The organism is Halopseudomonas litoralis, from assembly GCF_900105005.1.
Lineage (GTDB): Bacteria > Pseudomonadota > Gammaproteobacteria > Pseudomonadales > Pseudomonadaceae > Halopseudomonas > Halopseudomonas litoralis.
The window spans coordinates 230501-246944 of sequence record NZ_LT629748.1 but is presented as its reverse complement, the minus strand read 5'-3'; the positions used below and the strand labels follow the sequence as shown (position 1 = coordinate 246944).

The following is a 16444-nucleotide window of genomic DNA, read 5'->3' as shown; positions in this document are numbered from 1 at the left end:
ATGGAACGTCTTGAGCCAGGCATGGCGCGTATCCGGGTCAAGAATCTGCGCCTGCGTACCTTCATCGGCATCAAGGAAGAGGAAATCAACAACCGGCAGGACGTGCTGATCAATGCCCGCATTCTCTACCCGGCCGACAATGCAGTGACCGAGAACGAGATCGACCACGCGCTGAATTACCGCACCATAACCAAGGCGCTTATCGGCCATGTGGAAAACAACCGTTTTGCACTGCTGGAACGGCTCACCCAAGAGCTGCTTGATATCATCATGCAGCACGAGCAGGTGCGCTATGCCGAAGTTGAAGTGGACAAGCCCCACGCCCTGCGGTTTGCCGAGTCCGTGTCCATCACCCTGAGCGCCGAACGGTCATGACCGCCGAGCAGTTCAAGGCTCGGCTGGAATCGGCGGATCATCGCTTTGCCGAGACCCTGGCGTTTATCGAGCAGCACTATCATTATCAGCCCAGCGCCTTCAGCAATGGTGACGTACGCAACAGCGCAGAGCAGAACCAGGGCTCCTGCAAGCTGCTCGCCATGGCGCTGGACCAAGGACTGACTGATGAGCAGGCGCTCAAGTGCTTCGCCGAGCATTATCAGTCCGTGCTGGCCAGCCCCGACGGCAGCGATCACACTAACATTCGCTCGTTGATGAATCAGGGGTTGGCCGGTGTCAGCTTTGATCGCCAACCTTTGACTCGTCGCTAAGCACCCCGCTTACCCTACTCAGATGGAGGCCGCATGGCGGTCAAGCAACTGCAACCCACCGGGGACTTCCCCGCTCCTGGTCTCGCTCGCCGCGTGGCCAGCAGCTTTTATGATTTCACCCTGTGTCTGGCCCTGCTCATGGTGCTGACCCTGACCTACCAGCAAGGCATTCTGCGCCTGATCCACGGCAGCGAAGCACTCAGCGCCATGGCTGATACCGGCACTCTGGATCGCGACCCGGTGCTGACCATACTCATGATCATCAGCCTTTACGGCTTCTTCGGCCTGTTCTGGACGCTCAAGGGCCAGACTCTGGGCATGCAAGCCTGGCGTGTTCGCATACAGCAACCCGACGGCAGGTCCATCACCTGGCAACAGTCCATCAACCGCGTCACCGTCGCTCTGATCTCATGGCTCTGCGGTGGCTTGGGGATCTGGTGGGCGTTGTGGGACAAGGAGTCGCGCACCTGGCAGGACATTGCATCCGGCACCCGGACAGTGGTGTTGCCGAAGTAGTGATGTGCGCAGGCACATCACCCTGCCCTGCGCATCAACCAACTACCCATCACCACCAGTATCAATATGGGCAGCAAGACCGCAATCAACGGTGAAAAACCAAACACCAGACTGGATGGCCCCAGCAGATCCTGCAGAATGCGGAAGCTGAAGCCGACCAGCACACCAGTAAAGACACGCTGCCCCAGGGTGACCGAGCGCAGGGGGCCGAAGATGAACGAGATGGCGACGAACACCAGTGCAGCGGTGGTTACCGGCTGCAACAACTTCTTCCAGAAGGCCAGCCAGTACTGGCTGTTATTCAGGCCCTGCTCGGCGAGGTAGTTCTGGTAATGCCAGATACCGGTCAGCGGTAATACGTCGGGATCGAGCAGGACAACACGCAGCAAGCGCGGTGACAAGCCCACGTCCCAGCGCTGCTGCGTGTGTTGCTCCACACGGCTGGTGCCTTCAGGCTCGAACAGCGTGGTGGCCACATCCTCCAGCAACCAATCTTCCCCCTGAACCCTGGCACGCTGGGCAAAACTGGTTTCCAGCAACTCGCGTTGCTCATCGAAGCGATAGCGCGTGATGCCATGCAGGACGCCGTTCGGCTGGACCGCATTGATATGAATGAAGTCGTTGCCTTCGCGATGCCACAGCCCCTTGGACTTGACCGCCTCGCCGCTGCCAACCGCCAGCGCGCGGCGGCTTTCCGCCATGTTTTCGCTGTACGGCGCGACATATTCCCCCAGCAGTACCCCAGCCAACATCAGCACCAGCAGCGGTTTCAACACCGCGCCCATGATCCGCGCGATGGACATACCCGAGGCGCGCATGATTGTCAGTTCCGAGTTGCTCGCCAGGGTGCCCAAGCCGATCAGACAGCCGACCAGTGCTGCCATCGGCAACAGGTCATACAGCCGGCGGGGCAGGGTAAGGAAGATATAGGTCAGCGCCTCGACTGCACCGTAGCCGCCTTCCAGATCTTCCAGTTCGCCGATATAGGCGAACAGCAGATCCAGCGCAACGATGATCATCGCCACCGTCAGCACGCTGATAAAAACAGTCTTGCCGATATGGCGATCAAGCAGCCGCATGACGACCTCCCGCTGGCGCACTGGGCGCGGTCAGGGCACGGAAATTGAGCGTCACGCCAACAATCAGAAACAGGCCATGGACCCACCATAAACCCAGCGCTGCAGGGGTTTTACCCGCCTCCATCCAGCCTCGTGCAGTGACCAGCAGGCCCAGATAGGCCATATACAGAATGATGGCCGGTAACAACTTGAGGAAGCGACCCTGGCGCGGATTGACGCGCGCCAGCGGCACCGCAAAAAACGCGACTATGGGCACCAACAGAGGAATTGCCAGGCGCCATTGCAGCTCGGCCCGGTTCTTCAGATCCGCGCTACCGAGCAGTTGTGTGGATGGCATCGCCTCACGGTCGGTCACTTCGGTCACCACCTCCGGCTTGGGCAGCAGTACGCCGTAGGCATCGTATTCAATGGTCCTGAAATCAGCTGCCCCCGGGCGCCCGTCATAGCGAAAGCCGTTCTGCAGCACCAGATAGCGACTGCCGTCCGCGTTCATCTGCTGGCGTCCACTCTCGGCTACCAGCACGCCAACACTGGCGTCCTCGCCAGAGCCGGTGCTTTCGGCGATGAAAATGGTCTCCAGCTCAGTGCGGTCATCCGAGAGCCCACCCGCGTAGGTCACCCGCTGACCGCTGCCCAGCGACTGGAAGCGTCCGGCTGCGAGGGTGTCGAACTCGGTCATGGCATCCTGCTCATTGAACAGTTGCTGGGTCTTCAGCACACCGGCCGGCGCCACCCACAGGCTCAGCCAGGCGACCAGCAACGCCACCAGCAACGCCGGGCCCTGAGTGTAGCCGAGGATCTTTCGATCACTGACACCGGTAGCCGACAGGACCGCCATTTCGCTGTCCAGATACATCCGCCCGTAGGCCAGCAGGATACCCAGAAACATGCCCAGCGGCAGAATCAGCACGACAAAGCCCGGCAGGCGATAACCCATGATCATGAACAGCACGCCGGGGTCCAGCTGCCCCGCTGCGGCCTGGGCCAGATACTTGATGAAGCGGCCACTCATGATAATCAGCAGCAGTACACCACTGACGGCCGCAAGCGTCGTCAGCACCTCGCGGCTGAGGTATCGGAATACGATCACATTGGTTTCCTTGAATCCGGGGCTTTAAGGGCTCTCGGGAATAGGCCAGAATGCAGCTACAGCATCACTGTCTGCAGTTGTCCGGCCTGCTTCGGCACAAGTGCCGGTCATAATGAGCTGCATTATCGGTCAAACCACATGATTTGTCTTGGGGAGCACCATGGAGTTCAACGTCAAACACGGCGCAGCGGAAACCATTAAAACCGGTTGCCTGGTCGTCAGCATCAACGAAGCACGCACCCTCACCGGTACCGCCGCCCATCTCGATGGCATCTGCGGCGGCCAGATCAGCGCGGCCGTCAAACGCGGCGACATCACCGGCAAGCCAGGCCAGACCCTGATGCTGTTCGCCCTGCCCGGCATCAGTGCAGAGCGCGTATTGCTGATCGGCAGCGGCAAGAAGCCGGCACTGGGCGATCGTGACTATCGCAAACTGCTGCAGAAGACTGTCGCCACACTGAAAGACGGCGGCGCCACCGACGCGGTGCTGACCTTCAGCGAATTGTCCGTCCAGGGCCGGGACCTGTACGCACGTACGCGTCTGGCGGTAGAAACCATCCGCGAGAACCTGTACCAGTTCGATCAGTTCAAGAGCAAGAAAGCCGACAAGCCACGCCTGAAGAAATGCGCCCTCTGGTCCGCCGACAAGGCCGATGCCGCTGCTCTGAAACAGGCCATCGCCCACGGCCAGGCCATCAGCGATGGTACTGACCTGACCCGCGACCTCGGCAACCTGCCTGGCAATGTCTGCACCCCGACCTATCTGGCAAAAGAAGCCAAGGCTCTGGCCAAGCAGTTCAAGGGCACCGAAGTGGAAGTGCTGGAAGAGAAGGACATGAAAGCGCTGGGTATGGGTTCGCTATTGTCGGTCAGTGCCGGCAGCGCCGAGCCCGCCAAACTGATCCGCCTCAGCTATCAGGGCACCGACGCCAGCGCCCAGCCCCATGTACTGGTCGGCAAGGGCATCACCTTCGACACCGGCGGTATCAGCCTCAAGCCCGGCTCCGGCATGGATGAAATGAAGTACGACATGTGCGGCGCAGCCACCGTGCTCGGCGTATTCAAGGCCGTGGTCAGCCTGCAGCTGCCGATCAATCTGACCATTCTGGTCGCCTCCGCCGAGAATATGCCCAGTGGCACTGCCACCAAGCCGGGTGACATCGTCACCAGCATGTCCGGTCAGACCATCGAGATTCTCAATACCGACGCCGAAGGCCGTCTGGTTCTGTGTGATGCATTGACCTATGCCGAGCGCTTCAAGCCGGCCAGCGTCGTCGATATCGCCACCCTCACCGGCGCCTGCATTGTCGCGCTGGGTAGCCACACTACCGGGGTGCTGGGCAATGATGACGTGCTGGTTGATCAGTTGCTCAACGCCGGCAAGCAGGCCGATGACCGCGGCTGGCAACTGCCGTTGTTCGATGAGTACCAGGAGCAGTTGGACAGCCCCTTCGCCGACATCGCCAATATCGGCGGCCCCAAGGCCGGCACCATCACCGCTGCCTGCTTCCTGTCGCGGTTCACCAAGGCCTACCCCTGGGCGCATCTGGATATCGCAGGCACCGCATGGATCAGCGGTGGTAAAGACAAGGGCGCCACCGGGCGACCAGTTCCGCTACTGACCCAGTATCTGCTGAATCAGGTTCAAGGCTGAGCTAAAACGGAGTCGGGTCCATCAGGACCCGACGTCCACCGCCCCTTCAACAGCAATGGCGACCATGACCAATATTGATTTTTATGTACTCTCCAGCTCACGCCCCGAGGCCAGACTGCATTTTGCCTGCCGCCTGGCACGCAAGGCCTGGGAGCAGAATCGGCGGGTATATCTGCATTGCGCTGACGAGGCCGCGGTTGGCGCAATGGATGAACTGCTTTGGTCATTTCGACCGGACAGTTTTCTTCCCCACGCACCGCATGCCGATCAGCCCAACGAGGTCATCGTTTGCGGGTGCGGCGATACCCCTGACCCGCACAATGACTTCCTCATCAACCTGAGCAATGACACCCCCGAATTCTTCAGCCGCTTCAACCGTCTGGCGGAAATACTGGTGGAACACGACCCAATTCTGGTTCCAGCGCGTGAACGATTTCGTTTTTACCGCAAACGGGGCTATCCTCTGAACACTCATCAGATACGGATAGCAGGATGATGTATGACGCAGCGCGAACAAACGGACCCATCTCGCTTGCTGAAGGACCTGGAATCCATCCGCACCTTGCTGGATGAACCATCTGCAACCAGTCAACAGCCAGATACCCACCTCGACATCCCTCTTCTGCAGGACATTATCGGTTCCGGCAGCGATACGCTGGCTCCGGTCGCTTCGACCAACGACGACAAAACATCCAACCCTTTTCTGCCTTATGAATCACTGGCGCGGCTGGCTGGTGAACGGGTTCAGCTTGAGCGACTGTTACAGCAGGCTGTTCCGCGATCACTCACTGGCCCGCATGTCGGTGCGCGCGAAGTGCGGATGGAAGCTCGCCTGCAAGCCGAAGCGCAATTGGTCATGCAGGATGTGATTGATGAAATATTGCCGGTGATCGAGGCTGAACTGCGCAAGCGCCTGAGTGGCCAGCTGGACCAGATCGTTCAGGAGCAGTTGACGCCTTCAGGCTGAGGCCGATGCGGATACCCAGAATGCTTTGAATCCTGCATCTCCGATCTCCCTGAAAATTAACTTTCATCACGGTTCGCTTGTTGAGCTTCACCCGCGGGATCTCGAACGCCGATGAGAGCGGAGGGGTTACCCTCACTCTGCCGAATGACGCTGAACGAGCCGTCCGTTTCGAGCACCACAGCTTCAACATCCGACAGGGAAGCCAGCCCAGCCGTGCGCACAGCCGCTCTGATCTCATCCTCCGTGACCCGCGCACGGCGAAGGGCTGACGGCAACAGAGCACCTTGATGCAGCAACATCAGCGGCTCTCCGGTAACGACTTTCCGCACCCAGCGCACTCGCACACTGGACCAAGTGACTATAAATTGAAGCCCAATCAGCAGAGCGAAGGCCAATGCTCCATCGGCGAGCGCCAGGTCCTTGGTCAGCAGAACCGTCGCCAAGGTGGAACCGAGGGCGACGGTCACAACCAGGTCGAAGGCGTTCATCTTCGATAGCGTACGTTTCCCCGAAATGCGCAGGAACACTACCAAGGTGACATACGCCAGCACACCGACGAGCAAGGTACGGAACAGGCTCTGCGTTCCGCTAAAGAACAGTTGCTCCAAGTGACCTCCAAGACTCGACGTCAAAGTTCAGCGCCCGTGGAAGACGGTAAGAGATTGAGCGGAGGCTGCAAATTGCACGCGTGATCCGTTGCATCAACTGCCGAACATTGCCAAATTTCACTTGCGTGGTGCTTCCGCTGATTGACCCTTGAGGTCCTTGATCAGCGATTCCATCTCGCCGATCTCGCGCCGCTGCGCCTCAATGATGTCGTCAGCCAGCTTTCTGACACGAGGATCGGTGATATCAGCGCGCTCACTCGTGAGGATGGCAATGGAATGGTGGGGAATCATGGCTTTCATCCAGGCGGTATCGGCAACAGTAGCCTGGCTTCGGACGAGCCCCAGGCCCAAACCCATCAGCGCAATACTCCCTATGACGATAGCGAGGTTCGCCATCTTGTTCCTGTACATATGACGCATGAAAAAGAGCATTACCAGAGCCATGCAGCCAGCCATGATGAACGTCATGAACAGACGAGTCTGGCTGAACCAGACATGATCAAGTTGATATGTATTCAAGTACATCAAACAGAACATCAGCGTAGCGGATACCGCAATCATCAAGATGAAGTTTCTATACGGATGCATTGATTTCTCCTGTGCTGCCCCTGAACATAGTTCAAACGGCAGTCCCTGGCCATTTGGTGGTTCGGATTCGCCAGTTGGGGTAAGACCCTTGCTCCGCGCTGCCGGTGGATGGTGGAAGCACCTGTGTGTGAGAAGGCTCCCTTCTCACTTGTCCCCATTTATTTCTCGAAAGGTAAGAAACAGCCGCAGATCCAGTTCCAACTGATGATAGTCCGACTGCATATGCTGACAGAGCTGATAGAAGGCCTTGTTATGCTCCTTCTCACGCAGGTGCGCAAGCTCATGCACCACGACCATCCGCAGCAGCGCCTCGGGTAAGGTTTTCAGCAGAGCTGAGACTTTGATTTCGTTTTTGCGCTTGAGTTTATTGCCCTGCACGCGACTGACGAACTGATGCTGACCGAGCGCGTTGTCGATCACATGCATACGCGTATCAAAGAACACCTTGCTTATCGGCCCACTGCTACGCATGTACTGCTGTTTGAGGCGCTGGGTATAGTCATAGAGCGCAACATCAGTCTGAATCGCATGCCCGCTGTCCGGCGGGTAGCGGCGCTGCAACCAAACCCCCAGCTGATCATTGTCGATCAGTTGCTGCACCTGCTGCTTAACCTCAGGACCGTAGCCGTTCAGGTACCTGAGCACGGTCAGCCCAGCGGATTGCTTACACTTTCGATATCGCGCTTGACCTGCATGGGATCATCGATTCCCTTGAAGGTCACATCGCTGATGCCACGACCGGTGATCTTGACGGTACCGTAGCCGAACATCCGCCCGCCGATACCCTGCTCGATCTCGACCGTCTCGATTGACTGCAGCTTCATCTCTTCAGTGTTGCGGCTGATAATGCCACGCTTGAGAATAACTCGCTTATTGGTTACACCCTGCTCCAGGTGCTTCAGCTTGAGGTACTCATAGAGCGCAAGAATCAGCGTGAGGCCCAGCGTTGGGATAGCCAGCACCAACCAGAGGTACATAGGTACTCGCGCAAACCAGTGCAGCGGAAAAAGCGCTTCGATCTTCTCGCCTGAAGACAGCGATTCTTCGATATAGGTCATGATGATGGCTCCGTGGGCACAATAAGTTAAATCAAGCAGGCGAGTTTACAGCAAACCCTCAGCCTGGTTTTTCTCAAACCAAAACATCTGCGGCCGCGAATGGTCAGGGCCGAGCCACACTACCTTCCCTGGACAGCGCTACCCACAGCACAAAGCCGATCACCAGCGTTACTGTCACCACGTAATACCAACCGAGATTGGTCGCAATCCAGTCCACTGCGGCCTGCATTGATATGCGCGCATCATCGGGCATCGCGATGGCCCAGACCGAAAACGCGAGGGCGCATAGATTGACCGATACGCCTCAACCCGAGATGACCCACACGCCGCTGTCTCATCAGCGGACAATATGATGCGTAAACAGCCAATCTGATCCAACCCCAAACGGAGCGACACATTGATATTCTCGGCTCGACGGCAAACGCAGCATGGGCTGCGTGCCTCGCTCAGGAGCAGATAGCGTGAGTTCAGCGTATTCGGGCAAAGTCGTATTGATCACCGGTGCTGCAGCCGGGATCGGCAAGGCAACCGCGGAGGCATTCGCCGTACAAGGGGCGCGGATGGTATTGGCGGACATCGACGCCGCCAATGGCGAGGCGGTAGCCGCCAACATACGGGCGAACGACGGTGACGCGGTATTCTACCCCTGCAACGTGGTCGACGCCGCACAGGTCAAAGCCCTGACGGCGATGATTGACCGCGAGTACGGGCGACTGGACTGTGCCTTCAACAACGCGGGCGTCGAGTTCGAACAGGACAAGCTGGCCGACGCCGATGAGACCGTGTTCGATCGCATCATGGACGTCAACGTCAAGGGCGTCTGGCAGTGCATGCGCTTCGAGATTCCGCTGATGCTCAAGAACGGTGGCGGCGCCATCGTCAACACCGGCTCCATCGCCGCGCTGGGCGCTGCGCCGAAGATGAGCGCCTACGCCGCCAGCAAACATGCCGTGCTGGGGCTTACTCGTTCGGCCGCGGTGGAATACGCCAGAAAAGGCATCCGCATCAATGCGGTCTGCCCCGCGGTAATCGACACCGACATGTTCCGCCGTGCCGTCGAGATCGAGCCGCGCAAAGCCGAATCCGCCGCCAGACTGCATCCGGTTGGTCGCGTTGGCAGAGCTGAAGAGGTCGCTGCCGCGGTGCTGTACCTGTGTTCGGAAAGCGCCGGATTTACTACCGGCATCGCCCTGCCGGTGGACGGGGGCAGCACGTGTATCTGAGGTAGGTATGCAGAATGGAATCTTGCCTGGACCACGGTCACCGCAATATGTGAGGCAGTAACGCGGAACTGAACGGGCTCGGATAAGCGCAAAGTTTCATCTGAGCCCTGTTTCCACTTTCACACCAAGATCACCACCCCCCCGATAACCACCGCAAACAATACAGACAAACCGATCAATACCTTCCATGGAAAGGCCGGCGGGGGCAGTTCTATGGCGAGCTGCTCGTTCAGATAGTTTCTCAGCAGCCGGGTATTGCGCGTATTGGCCTTGTAGACAGCATCGAAGGCATCCCCCACCACCGGTATCAGACCGCCAACGAAATCGATGCCGATATTGCGTAGCATCTGCCTTTTTACCTTGCTACTCGCACCCGCCCGCTGCGCTTCAAGCAACACATAGCCGGACATCGCCAACCCAGCCAGATCCCCGATACCCGGCACCAGGCCAATGATGGCCTCGACGCCGATCTTGAATCTGGTGAAAGGCAGGCCGATGCTGCTGTCGGTGAAACGGCTGAATTTATCGAGCCGCTGAAGTATGGCGCGTTGTTCGGCTGCGGACGGCTGCTTGGGCATCATGGCTCCGGTAGCAAAGGGGTGTCAGATCAATATAGGCTCAATATTCGCCGCCAGCGTTCCATACCATGGTTAACGACAACCGAGCTGCCCACCATGAATGTCATGTCCGCTTCTCCCGCCCACATCGAGCAGATCTATCGGGACCATTCTCGCCGGGTTCTCGCGACGCTGATCCGCTTGCTCAACGACTTCAGTCTGGCCGAGGAATCTCTGCAGGAAGCCTTCGTCGCAGCTTTGCGGCAATGGCCGCAGGAAGGTATTCCCGACAACCCTGCCGCATGGCTGATCAGCACTGGCCAGCGGCGCGGCATTGATCAGATCCGCCGCAACCAGACTGTGCGTCGCCATGCTCACCTGATGGAGTCTGGCGATGCTGTCACAGTGGAGGTCAACGAAACGCCCATCGATGACGGTCTGCTGCGGTTGCTGTTCACCTGCTGTCACCCGGCGCTGGTCATGGAAGCGCGAGTGGCGCTGACCCTGCGGGAAATGTGCGGCCTCACTACCGAGCAGGTCGCTCGCGCCCTGCTGCAGCGACCTGTCACCGTGGCGCAGCGCATCGTCCGGGCCAAACGCAAGATCCGCGACGCGGGCATCCCCTACAAGGTGCCGGACCATCACGAGTTGCCGCAACGGCTGCCGGACGTGCTCAAGGTGATCTACCTGGTGTTCAACGAAGGCTACTCGCGTAGCGAAGGCCAGCATGTCCTCGATGTCAGCCTCGTTGGCGAGGCCATCCGGCTGGCCGAATCACTCGCTCGGCTACTGCCCCATGGAGAAGTGTACGGGCTCGCTGCCCTGATGTACCTGCAGCATTCGCGGCGTGACGCCCGCCAGGACCAGGATGGCGAGCTGGTCACACTGGAACAGCAGGACCGCCGTCTCTGGCATCAGAAGGATATCCGTCTCGGGCTCGACTGGCTGGCCCGGGCGCTGCAACTCACCCCCGTCGCCCCTTACACGCTGCAGGCGTCCATCGCAGCGGAGCACGCCACCGCGAGCAATGCCGCCGACACCAACTGGAGGCGGATCGCCCTACTCTATGACGCCTTGCACCGACAACAACCATCCGCCGTGATAGCGCTCAACCGGGCTGTGGCGGTGGCCATGCGCGACTCGCCGCAGGAAGGGCTGCGGCTGCTGGATCAACTCAGCGCCAGCCGGGAAGTACTCAATTACCATCTGTTTCATGCCGCACGCGCCGACCTGCTGCGCCGCGCAGGCGACCTCGAATCGGCCCGACTGGCTTACCAGCGGGCACTCGCGTTGGTGGTACAGGAGCCGGAGCGCCGCTTTCTGGCGCGCCAACTGCGCCTTCTGGAAGAGCAACTCACCAGCCGACCATAAAAATTTCATCGAAAAATCGACGCCGTTGTCGATCTGATCCTCGTCCGCACGACTCACGGGTAACCATCCACCAGAGGAGAGCGACAAAATGAAGTTCATGCTGATGCGCAAAGCGGATGAAGACACCGAAAAAGGCACTCTGCCATCCGACCAGGTTTATCGTGCGATGCACGACTACAACGAACGCATGATTCAGGCAGGCGTCTTCCTGTTCGGCAATGGCATCAGGCCCACCAGCGAAGGTTGTCGCATCGTCTTTCGCAACGGTGAAGCCACCGTCCACCGCGGCCCCTTCACTCCCGCCTCGGACCAGTTGGCCGGCTACTCGGTACTGGAAGTGGATTCCCTGGAAGAGGCCATCGACTGGGCCAGGCAATGGCCGCTCGAGGACAGCGACGGCAACGCCACCCTGGAGCTGCGCCGCTATTTCGAGCTGAGCGATTTCGAACTCGGTGCGCTCAAGGATGAGCATCAGCGGCAGGTAAAGCTGCCGATGGAGATGAATATCCACCTGTCATTCCCCGGTAACTGCCGTGAAGCCATGACCTTCTACCAGCAGGTCACCGGCGGTGTGCTGGAAGCCATGATCCCCTATAGCGAGACACCCGCGGCAACGGAAGTGCCGGCCGAGCTGGCCGACCGGATCATCCACGCCTCCCTGAACATTCGTGGCCGGCGGCTGATGGGCGCCGATATGGCTGGCGATTGTCATCAGACGATGCAGGGCAGCTGCGTTCACCTGGAGTTCGACACCCTTGAGCGCGCCGCCGAGGTATTCGAGCAGTTGCAGCAGGGCGGCCAGACCATCATGCCCTTCGAAGAAACCTTCTGGGCCAAACGCTTCGGCATGACCACCGACCGCTTCGGCACCCATTGGATGATCGGTTACGGCACTGGTCAATGCCCGCAAAACGCAGACACTGAGGAGGTTAATACCCGATGAAATACGTCGCACTGGTGTACTACCAGGAGAGTCTGATTGAAGCCATGACCGAGCAGGAGTGGCACGACCTCAATCAGCAATGCATTGCCGGCGTCGAACGACTGACCGCCGATGGCAAGTACATCACCGGTCAGCCCCTGCAACCGGTGACGACCGCCACCACGGTCCGCGTGCGCAACGGCGAGACGTTGATTACCGACGGCCCCTTCGCTGAAACCAAGGAGCAACTGGCCGGCTTCTACCTGCTCGAGGCCACTGACCTGGACGACGCAATCCGGCTCGCCAGCCGTATTCCACCGGCGCGCCTGGGCAGCATCGAAGTGCGGCCCGCCCGCGAGCTGCCACCGAAAGACTGAAACAGCTCAAATACCGAAACAGGAGATGAACATGAACTACATCGACGGATTTGTCGCAGCGGTTCCCACCGCCAATCAGGACGCCTATATCCAACACGCACGTCTGGCCGCTCTGGTGTTCAAGGAGCACGGCGCACTGCGGGTAACGGAATGCTGGGGTGATGATGTTCCCGAAGGCGAGACCACGTCCTTCTCCATGGCCGTGAAACGAGAGCCCGAGGAAGCCGTGATCTTTTCGTGGATCGAATGGCCCTCCCGGGAAGCGCGGGATGCAGGCATGGCCAAGGTCATGCAGGATCCCCGCCTGCAACCGGACGCCAATCCCATGCCCTTCGACGGCAAGCGCCTGATCTATGGTGGCTTCCGCATGTTGCTGGATGAGTGAGCCTGTCTGCCCCGTTAATTGGGGGTCAACAAATGAACGCTTGTTCATTTGTTGACCCCAGTCGCAAAGCGCAGCCGAGAGACATCAAGCAAACAGGAGTGAATAACAATGACAAAACCTCTACAGGACAAGGTTGTGATGGTCACCGGAGCCTCCTGTGGAATAGGCGCTGGAATGGGGCGGTTCTCTGGATAGGCTGGTCAACAATGCCGGACTGTCACGCGGCGGGTTGCTGGAAAAAACCCAGGGTACGCTGATCAACATATCCTCTTCCGTGGTTCACGCCCTGATCCCCGGCTCCGCCGTCTACTCCGCCTCCAAGGCCGCCGTCGCCGCTTTTCCCGAGGTCATGCGCAAGCAATGCGCGGGTAATCAAGATATATCCCGGCATGGTGAATACCGAATTTTTCGATGGGATTACCGACGAGAAAAAGAAGCAAAGCTTCGACAAGCTGAAGTAATCCATCGATGCCTTGCAGGCGGAGGATATAGCCGAGGTGATTCTATTTGCCCTCAGCCAGCCGGGGCGTGTCTCGCTGAACGAGATCGTGGTCCGGCCGACCCGCCAGCCGATCTGAGCAGAGCAATAAGAAACGCCCCAGGGCATTTAGCCTCCGGGGCGTTGCTTACCGCCGGTCAATCAGTGACCGCTGCTGTGATCCACCTCCTCCTCGGACTTGAAGATCTCGTCATTGGCCTCGCCGTTGACGGTCAGGATACCCACCAGCCCTTTCTCGGCGCGGGACAATGCGTGATCCACCAGAATGTAGTTGCCGGGATACTCGGTCTTGAACTCAACCATGGTTGCACCGCCCGGGGGCACCAGTGTGGTCTGCACATCGGTCAGCGGTGGGCTGGTCAGTGATGCCTGGTCGTACACTCGGTCAAAGATCTCGCCAATGACGTGGAAGCTGGACACCAGGTTGGGGCCGCCGACACCGAAGAAGATGCGCACGGTTTCGTCAACGCTGGATTCCATCTTGTGGGTGGCCGACAGCGCATCCATGGAGCCGTTGAACATCATGTGTTCGGGACGTTCGTCGAGCAGTTTGTCCAGCGAGAACTCCTGCAGGCCGGCCGAACCGTGACGCTGCGCGGTGTACAGCTCGCCCTGCATCACATAGTACTCGCGGTCGACTTTTGACAGGCCGCCCTCAGGCTCGACCAGAATCATGCCGTACATACCGTTGGTGATGTGTTGGGCCACCATGGGTGTTGCGCAGTGGTAGACGTACAGGCCGGGAGCCAGCGCCTTGAACGAGAAGCTCTTGGAATGGCCGGGCGCCACTTGAGTCACCGCAGCACCACCACCAGGGCCAGTGACGGCATGGAAGTCGACCGAGTGAATATGTGCGCTGTCAGGGGAGTTCTTCAAGTTGATGTTCACGGTATCGCCCACGCGCACCCGCAGCATCGGGCCCGGTACGGTGTTGTTGAAGGTCCAGAACTTGTAGCTCGCGCCATCGCTCAGACGCCCTTCTACCTCGGTGGCCTCAAGATCGATGGTAATTTCCTTGGCCCCGCGCTTGCCGACCGGCTCGCCCACTTCACTGGGGTTCTTGGACAGGTCCGGGAAGTTGCTGACAACCGTTTCCTGGACATCACCCACGATCAGCTTGCCGAACATACCCGCTGCCTTGTGCCCGGGCAGGGTGCAGAGATACTCGTAGAGGCCGGCCTTGTTCGCCCGGAAGACGATCGCAGTAGCGGAGCCCTTGCCGCCGATCTGATCGGATTTGACGCTGAAATCCGGGATGGAGAAATCATGGAGGGCTCCATCACCATTCACGATATTCACTTGCACCACGGCATCTTCCGCCACGCGAAGATCAGGGTTCACCTGCCCCTTGGTCGGACCCGCTTCACTGATGTAGACCAACTTGCCATCGGCAATATCAGTGCGCAGCGTGAAGACGACATCCGGCACGGGCTTCACGCTGGCGGTGCCACTTGAGTGATCGGCCATCGCGGGCGCACCAAACCCGACAAGTCCGCAGAAGGTAAAAAGGTAGAGAAGAAAGGCTCTCATGAGTTCGATCCCGATCAGGTGAGACCCTGCCATTGCAGAGTCGGAACATGCCCGGGAGAGTGTAAAACCATCCGACTAACATCGATCTTGACACCCACCACCGAGCTTCAGGATCAGGCTACAGCTGGCAGGGGAACCACCCCTTGATGGATATCAAATAATTGCGGGAGATGCGGGATAGAGGGCGTGGTTAGTTGTCGCAGGGGCTTTTAATGGAAAGTGGCCAGGTACAGAGGCGGCTACCATAAGCCGGTCAGGCCTGCATGCTGATGCGGGTTTCGCGCCGCAGCTTGGTGACATCGGCACGGGGCGGCGCCCCGAACATGCGGCTGTACTCGCGGCTGAAATGGGACGGACTTTCGTAGCCGACCCGGTAGCTTGCGGTGGCCGCTTCCAGTCCCTCGCTGAGCATCAGGCGACGCGCTTCATGCAGGCGCAGTTTTTTCTGAAACTGCACCGGTGACATGCAGGTCACCTGCTTGAAGCTGTGGTACAGCGCTGATTCGCTCATGTTCACTTCTTCGGCCAACTCCCGCACCCGCAAGGGTTCGGCGAAACGGCTCTTGAGCGTTGCAATCACCTGGGAGATTCGGTGCGACTGACTGTCAGCCGAGACGAATTCGCGCATACGCGCGCCCATTTCGCCAATCAGTGCGCGGTAAATGATCTCCCGCTGGATCAACGGCGCCAGCACTTTTGCATCGGTCGGCGAGTCAAGCAGCTGCACCAGTCGGGTCATGGCATCGAGTATGCCCAAATCGACCTGGGCAATGCACAGACCGCAGGCTGAATAAGGGCAGTCAATCGGCTCCCCGCTCGCCTCGGTTTCGCCTAACAGCAACACCAGATCGGCCACTTCCGCCGGATCGATATTGATCTTTACCGCCAGGTAGGGCTGTTCAGGGGAGGCATCTATAACCCGCCCCTGGACCGGTAGATCGACACTGGAAACCATATAGCTGAGCGCGCCATAGACGATTTCCCGGTCACCCAGTTCAACAACCTTACGACCCTGGGCAATGATACATAAGGAGGGCTCATAAACCGTTGACACACAACCGGAAGGCGCATCGATGCGAAACAGATCCAACCCCGGAATGATGGTTTTGTGAATGCCTTCACCAGTGGCTCTGGCTGATACCAGATCGGCCAGTTGCCGACACATGGGTTCGGCCGGCAGTACCGGGGCGTTGGCAGGGCGTGAGGGTAAGTAAGCAACATCAAGCATGGCGGACCTCCAGAGCGTGGAGGCAGTATATACAGGATCGGGTAAGGCATAAGGCCTGATCCGACGGTTTGCAGGAATAGGCAAC

21 protein-coding genes are annotated in these 16444 nt (G+C 59.0%); 11 read left to right on the top strand and 10 right to left on the bottom strand.

Features of this window, described 5'->3' with window-relative positions:
- From folX to BLU11_RS01250, 3 genes are read left to right on the top strand one after another with little or no spacing between them, the layout of a single operon-like run.
- Entirely contained in the window at window positions 1-375 is a 375-nt protein-coding gene (gene folX, locus BLU11_RS01260; protein ID WP_090271672.1) for a dihydroneopterin triphosphate 2'-epimerase, read from the top strand.
- On the top strand, window positions 372-707 hold the full coding sequence (locus BLU11_RS01255; protein WP_090271671.1) for a HopJ type III effector protein: 336 nt from the start codon (window positions 372-374) through the stop codon (window positions 705-707). Before folX ends, BLU11_RS01255 begins: the two co-directional genes overlap by 4 nt.
- A gap of 33 nt (window positions 708-740) precedes the next feature.
- On the top strand, window positions 741-1223 hold the full coding sequence (locus BLU11_RS01250; RefSeq protein WP_090271670.1) for an RDD family protein: 483 nt from the start codon (window positions 741-743) through the stop codon (window positions 1221-1223).
- 17 nt (window positions 1224-1240) lie between these two features.
- Here the strand turns inward: BLU11_RS01250 and lptG are convergent, their stop codons facing one another.
- Together lptG and lptF are read right to left on the bottom strand one after the other, a co-directional pair.
- Window positions 1241-2302, bottom strand: coding sequence for an LPS export ABC transporter permease LptG (gene lptG, locus BLU11_RS01245; RefSeq protein WP_090271669.1), 1062 nt, complete (start codon window positions 2300-2302; stop codon window positions 1241-1243).
- On the bottom strand, window positions 2289-3392 hold the full coding sequence (gene lptF / locus BLU11_RS01240) for an LPS export ABC transporter permease LptF (protein ID WP_090271668.1): 1104 nt from the start codon (window positions 3390-3392) through the stop codon (window positions 2289-2291). The genes lptG and lptF overlap by 14 nt, the downstream gene beginning before the upstream one ends.
- Window positions 3393-3552: 160 nt before the next feature.
- Here lptF and BLU11_RS01235 point away from each other — a divergent pair, with 160 nt between their 5' ends.
- From BLU11_RS01235 to BLU11_RS01225, 3 genes are all read left to right on the top strand, one after another.
- A complete protein-coding gene (locus BLU11_RS01235; RefSeq protein WP_090271667.1) occupies window positions 3553-5046 on the top strand; it encodes a leucyl aminopeptidase in 1494 nt (497 codons plus the stop codon).
- A 64-nt stretch (window positions 5047-5110) separates the two neighbouring features.
- Complete coding sequence (locus BLU11_RS01230; protein WP_090271666.1) at window positions 5111-5542, top strand: DNA polymerase III subunit chi; 432 nt, start codon at window positions 5111-5113, stop codon at window positions 5540-5542.
- Window positions 5543-5545: 3 nt separating this feature from the next.
- Window positions 5546-6013, top strand: a complete 468-nt coding sequence (locus tag BLU11_RS01225; RefSeq protein ID WP_090271665.1) for a hypothetical protein — start codon at window positions 5546-5548, stop codon at window positions 6011-6013.
- Between the two features lie 56 nt (window positions 6014-6069).
- On the opposite strand, the gene BLU11_RS01220 is transcribed toward BLU11_RS01225, so the two are convergent.
- The 5 genes from BLU11_RS01220 to BLU11_RS01200 all read right to left on the bottom strand — a co-directional run bounded on the left by BLU11_RS01220 (window position 6070) and on the right by BLU11_RS01200 (window position 8520).
- Window positions 6070-6621: a DUF421 domain-containing protein gene (locus tag BLU11_RS01220; protein ID WP_090271664.1), complete on the bottom strand. Its 552-nt coding sequence runs from the start codon at window positions 6619-6621 to the stop codon at window positions 6070-6072.
- Between the two features lie 117 nt (window positions 6622-6738).
- On the bottom strand, window positions 6739-7209 hold the full coding sequence (locus BLU11_RS01215; RefSeq protein WP_090271663.1) for a DUF305 domain-containing protein: 471 nt from the start codon (window positions 7207-7209) through the stop codon (window positions 6739-6741).
- Window positions 7210-7353: 144 nt separating this feature from the next.
- Window positions 7354-7860 (bottom strand): M48 metallopeptidase family protein, encoded by a 507-nt coding sequence (locus BLU11_RS01210; protein ID WP_090271662.1) that lies wholly within the window; start codon window positions 7858-7860, stop codon window positions 7354-7356.
- Entirely contained in the window at window positions 7857-8267 is a 411-nt protein-coding gene (locus tag BLU11_RS01205) for a PH domain-containing protein (RefSeq protein ID WP_090271661.1), read from the bottom strand. The genes BLU11_RS01210 and BLU11_RS01205 overlap by 4 nt, the downstream gene beginning before the upstream one ends.
- Before the next feature lie 103 nt (window positions 8268-8370).
- Window positions 8371-8520 carry a BCCT family transporter gene (locus BLU11_RS01200; protein ID WP_231702245.1) on the bottom strand — a complete coding sequence of 50 codons (150 nt, stop codon included), beginning with the start codon at window positions 8518-8520 and terminating at the stop codon, window positions 8371-8373.
- Between the two features lie 208 nt (window positions 8521-8728).
- Here BLU11_RS01200 and BLU11_RS01195 point away from each other — a divergent pair, with 208 nt between their 5' ends.
- Window positions 8729-9490, top strand: coding sequence for an SDR family oxidoreductase (locus tag BLU11_RS01195; RefSeq protein ID WP_090271660.1), 762 nt, complete (start codon window positions 8729-8731; stop codon window positions 9488-9490).
- 119 nt (window positions 9491-9609) lie between these two features.
- On the opposite strand, the gene BLU11_RS01190 is transcribed toward BLU11_RS01195, so the two are convergent.
- A complete protein-coding gene (locus BLU11_RS01190) occupies window positions 9610-10068 on the bottom strand; it encodes a DUF4112 domain-containing protein (protein ID WP_090271659.1) in 459 nt (152 codons plus the stop codon).
- A gap of 105 nt (window positions 10069-10173) precedes the next feature.
- On the opposite strand from BLU11_RS01190, the gene BLU11_RS01185 reads away from it, so the two are divergent.
- From BLU11_RS01185 to BLU11_RS01170, 4 genes are all read left to right on the top strand, one after another.
- A complete protein-coding gene (locus BLU11_RS01185) occupies window positions 10174-11418 on the top strand; it encodes an RNA polymerase sigma factor (RefSeq protein WP_090271658.1) in 1245 nt (414 codons plus the stop codon).
- Window positions 11419-11506: 88 nt separating this feature from the next.
- Complete coding sequence (locus BLU11_RS01180; protein ID WP_090271657.1) at window positions 11507-12361, top strand: YciI family protein; 855 nt, start codon at window positions 11507-11509, stop codon at window positions 12359-12361.
- On the top strand, window positions 12358-12717 hold the full coding sequence (locus tag BLU11_RS01175; protein WP_090271656.1) for a YciI family protein: 360 nt from the start codon (window positions 12358-12360) through the stop codon (window positions 12715-12717). The genes BLU11_RS01180 and BLU11_RS01175 overlap by 4 nt, the downstream gene beginning before the upstream one ends.
- Before the next feature lie 31 nt (window positions 12718-12748).
- Window positions 12749-13102, top strand: a complete 354-nt coding sequence (locus BLU11_RS01170; RefSeq protein ID WP_090271655.1) for a DUF1428 domain-containing protein — start codon at window positions 12749-12751, stop codon at window positions 13100-13102.
- A gap of 640 nt (window positions 13103-13742) precedes the next feature.
- Here the strand turns inward: BLU11_RS01170 and nirK are convergent.
- Both nirK and BLU11_RS01155 read right to left on the bottom strand, forming a co-directional pair.
- Window positions 13743-15068, bottom strand: a complete 1326-nt coding sequence (gene nirK, locus BLU11_RS01160) for a copper-containing nitrite reductase (RefSeq protein WP_197674239.1) — start codon at window positions 15066-15068, stop codon at window positions 13743-13745.
- A 316-nt stretch (window positions 15069-15384) separates the two neighbouring features.
- On the bottom strand, window positions 15385-16359 hold the full coding sequence (locus BLU11_RS01155; protein WP_331456690.1) for an AraC family transcriptional regulator: 975 nt from the start codon (window positions 16357-16359) through the stop codon (window positions 15385-15387).
- Window positions 16360-16444 lie beyond the last annotated feature (85 nt).

Excerpts from the sequence above, each read along its gene's own strand:
- folX (WP_090271672.1), top strand. The coding sequence starts at position 1 with ATGGAACGTCTTGAGCCAGGCATGGCGCGTATCCGGGTCAAGAATCTG.
- BLU11_RS01190 (WP_090271659.1), bottom strand. The coding sequence starts at position 10,068 with ATGCCCAAGCAGCCGTCCGCAGCCGAACAACGCGCCATACTTCAGCGG.
- BLU11_RS01200 (WP_231702245.1), bottom strand. The coding sequence starts at position 8,520 with ATGCCCGATGATGCGCGCATATCAATGCAGGCCGCAGTGGACTGGATT.
- BLU11_RS01170 (WP_090271655.1), top strand. The coding sequence starts at position 12,749 with ATGAACTACATCGACGGATTTGTCGCAGCGGTTCCCACCGCCAATCAG.
- nirK (WP_197674239.1), bottom strand. The coding sequence starts at position 15,068 with ATGGCCGATCACTCAAGTGGCACCGCCAGCGTGAAGCCCGTGCCGGAT.
- BLU11_RS01225 (WP_090271665.1), top strand. The coding sequence starts at position 5,546 with ATGACGCAGCGCGAACAAACGGACCCATCTCGCTTGCTGAAGGACCTG.
- BLU11_RS01180 (WP_090271657.1), top strand. The coding sequence starts at position 11,507 with ATGAAGTTCATGCTGATGCGCAAAGCGGATGAAGACACCGAAAAAGGC.
- BLU11_RS01250 (WP_090271670.1), top strand. The coding sequence starts at position 741 with ATGGCGGTCAAGCAACTGCAACCCACCGGGGACTTCCCCGCTCCTGGT.
- BLU11_RS01230 (WP_090271666.1), top strand. The coding sequence starts at position 5,111 with ATGACCAATATTGATTTTTATGTACTCTCCAGCTCACGCCCCGAGGCC.
- BLU11_RS01255 (WP_090271671.1), top strand. The coding sequence starts at position 372 with ATGACCGCCGAGCAGTTCAAGGCTCGGCTGGAATCGGCGGATCATCGC.
- BLU11_RS01205 (WP_090271661.1), bottom strand. The coding sequence starts at position 8,267 with ATGACCTATATCGAAGAATCGCTGTCTTCAGGCGAGAAGATCGAAGCG.
- BLU11_RS01175 (WP_090271656.1), top strand. The coding sequence starts at position 12,358 with ATGAAATACGTCGCACTGGTGTACTACCAGGAGAGTCTGATTGAAGCC.
- BLU11_RS01235 (WP_090271667.1), top strand. The coding sequence starts at position 3,553 with ATGGAGTTCAACGTCAAACACGGCGCAGCGGAAACCATTAAAACCGGT.
- BLU11_RS01185 (WP_090271658.1), top strand. The coding sequence starts at position 10,174 with ATGTCCGCTTCTCCCGCCCACATCGAGCAGATCTATCGGGACCATTCT.
- BLU11_RS01155 (WP_331456690.1), bottom strand. The coding sequence starts at position 16,359 with ATGCTTGATGTTGCTTACTTACCCTCACGCCCTGCCAACGCCCCGGTA.
- BLU11_RS01215 (WP_090271663.1), bottom strand. The coding sequence starts at position 7,209 with ATGCATCCGTATAGAAACTTCATCTTGATGATTGCGGTATCCGCTACG.
- lptG (WP_090271669.1), bottom strand. The coding sequence starts at position 2,302 with ATGCGGCTGCTTGATCGCCATATCGGCAAGACTGTTTTTATCAGCGTG.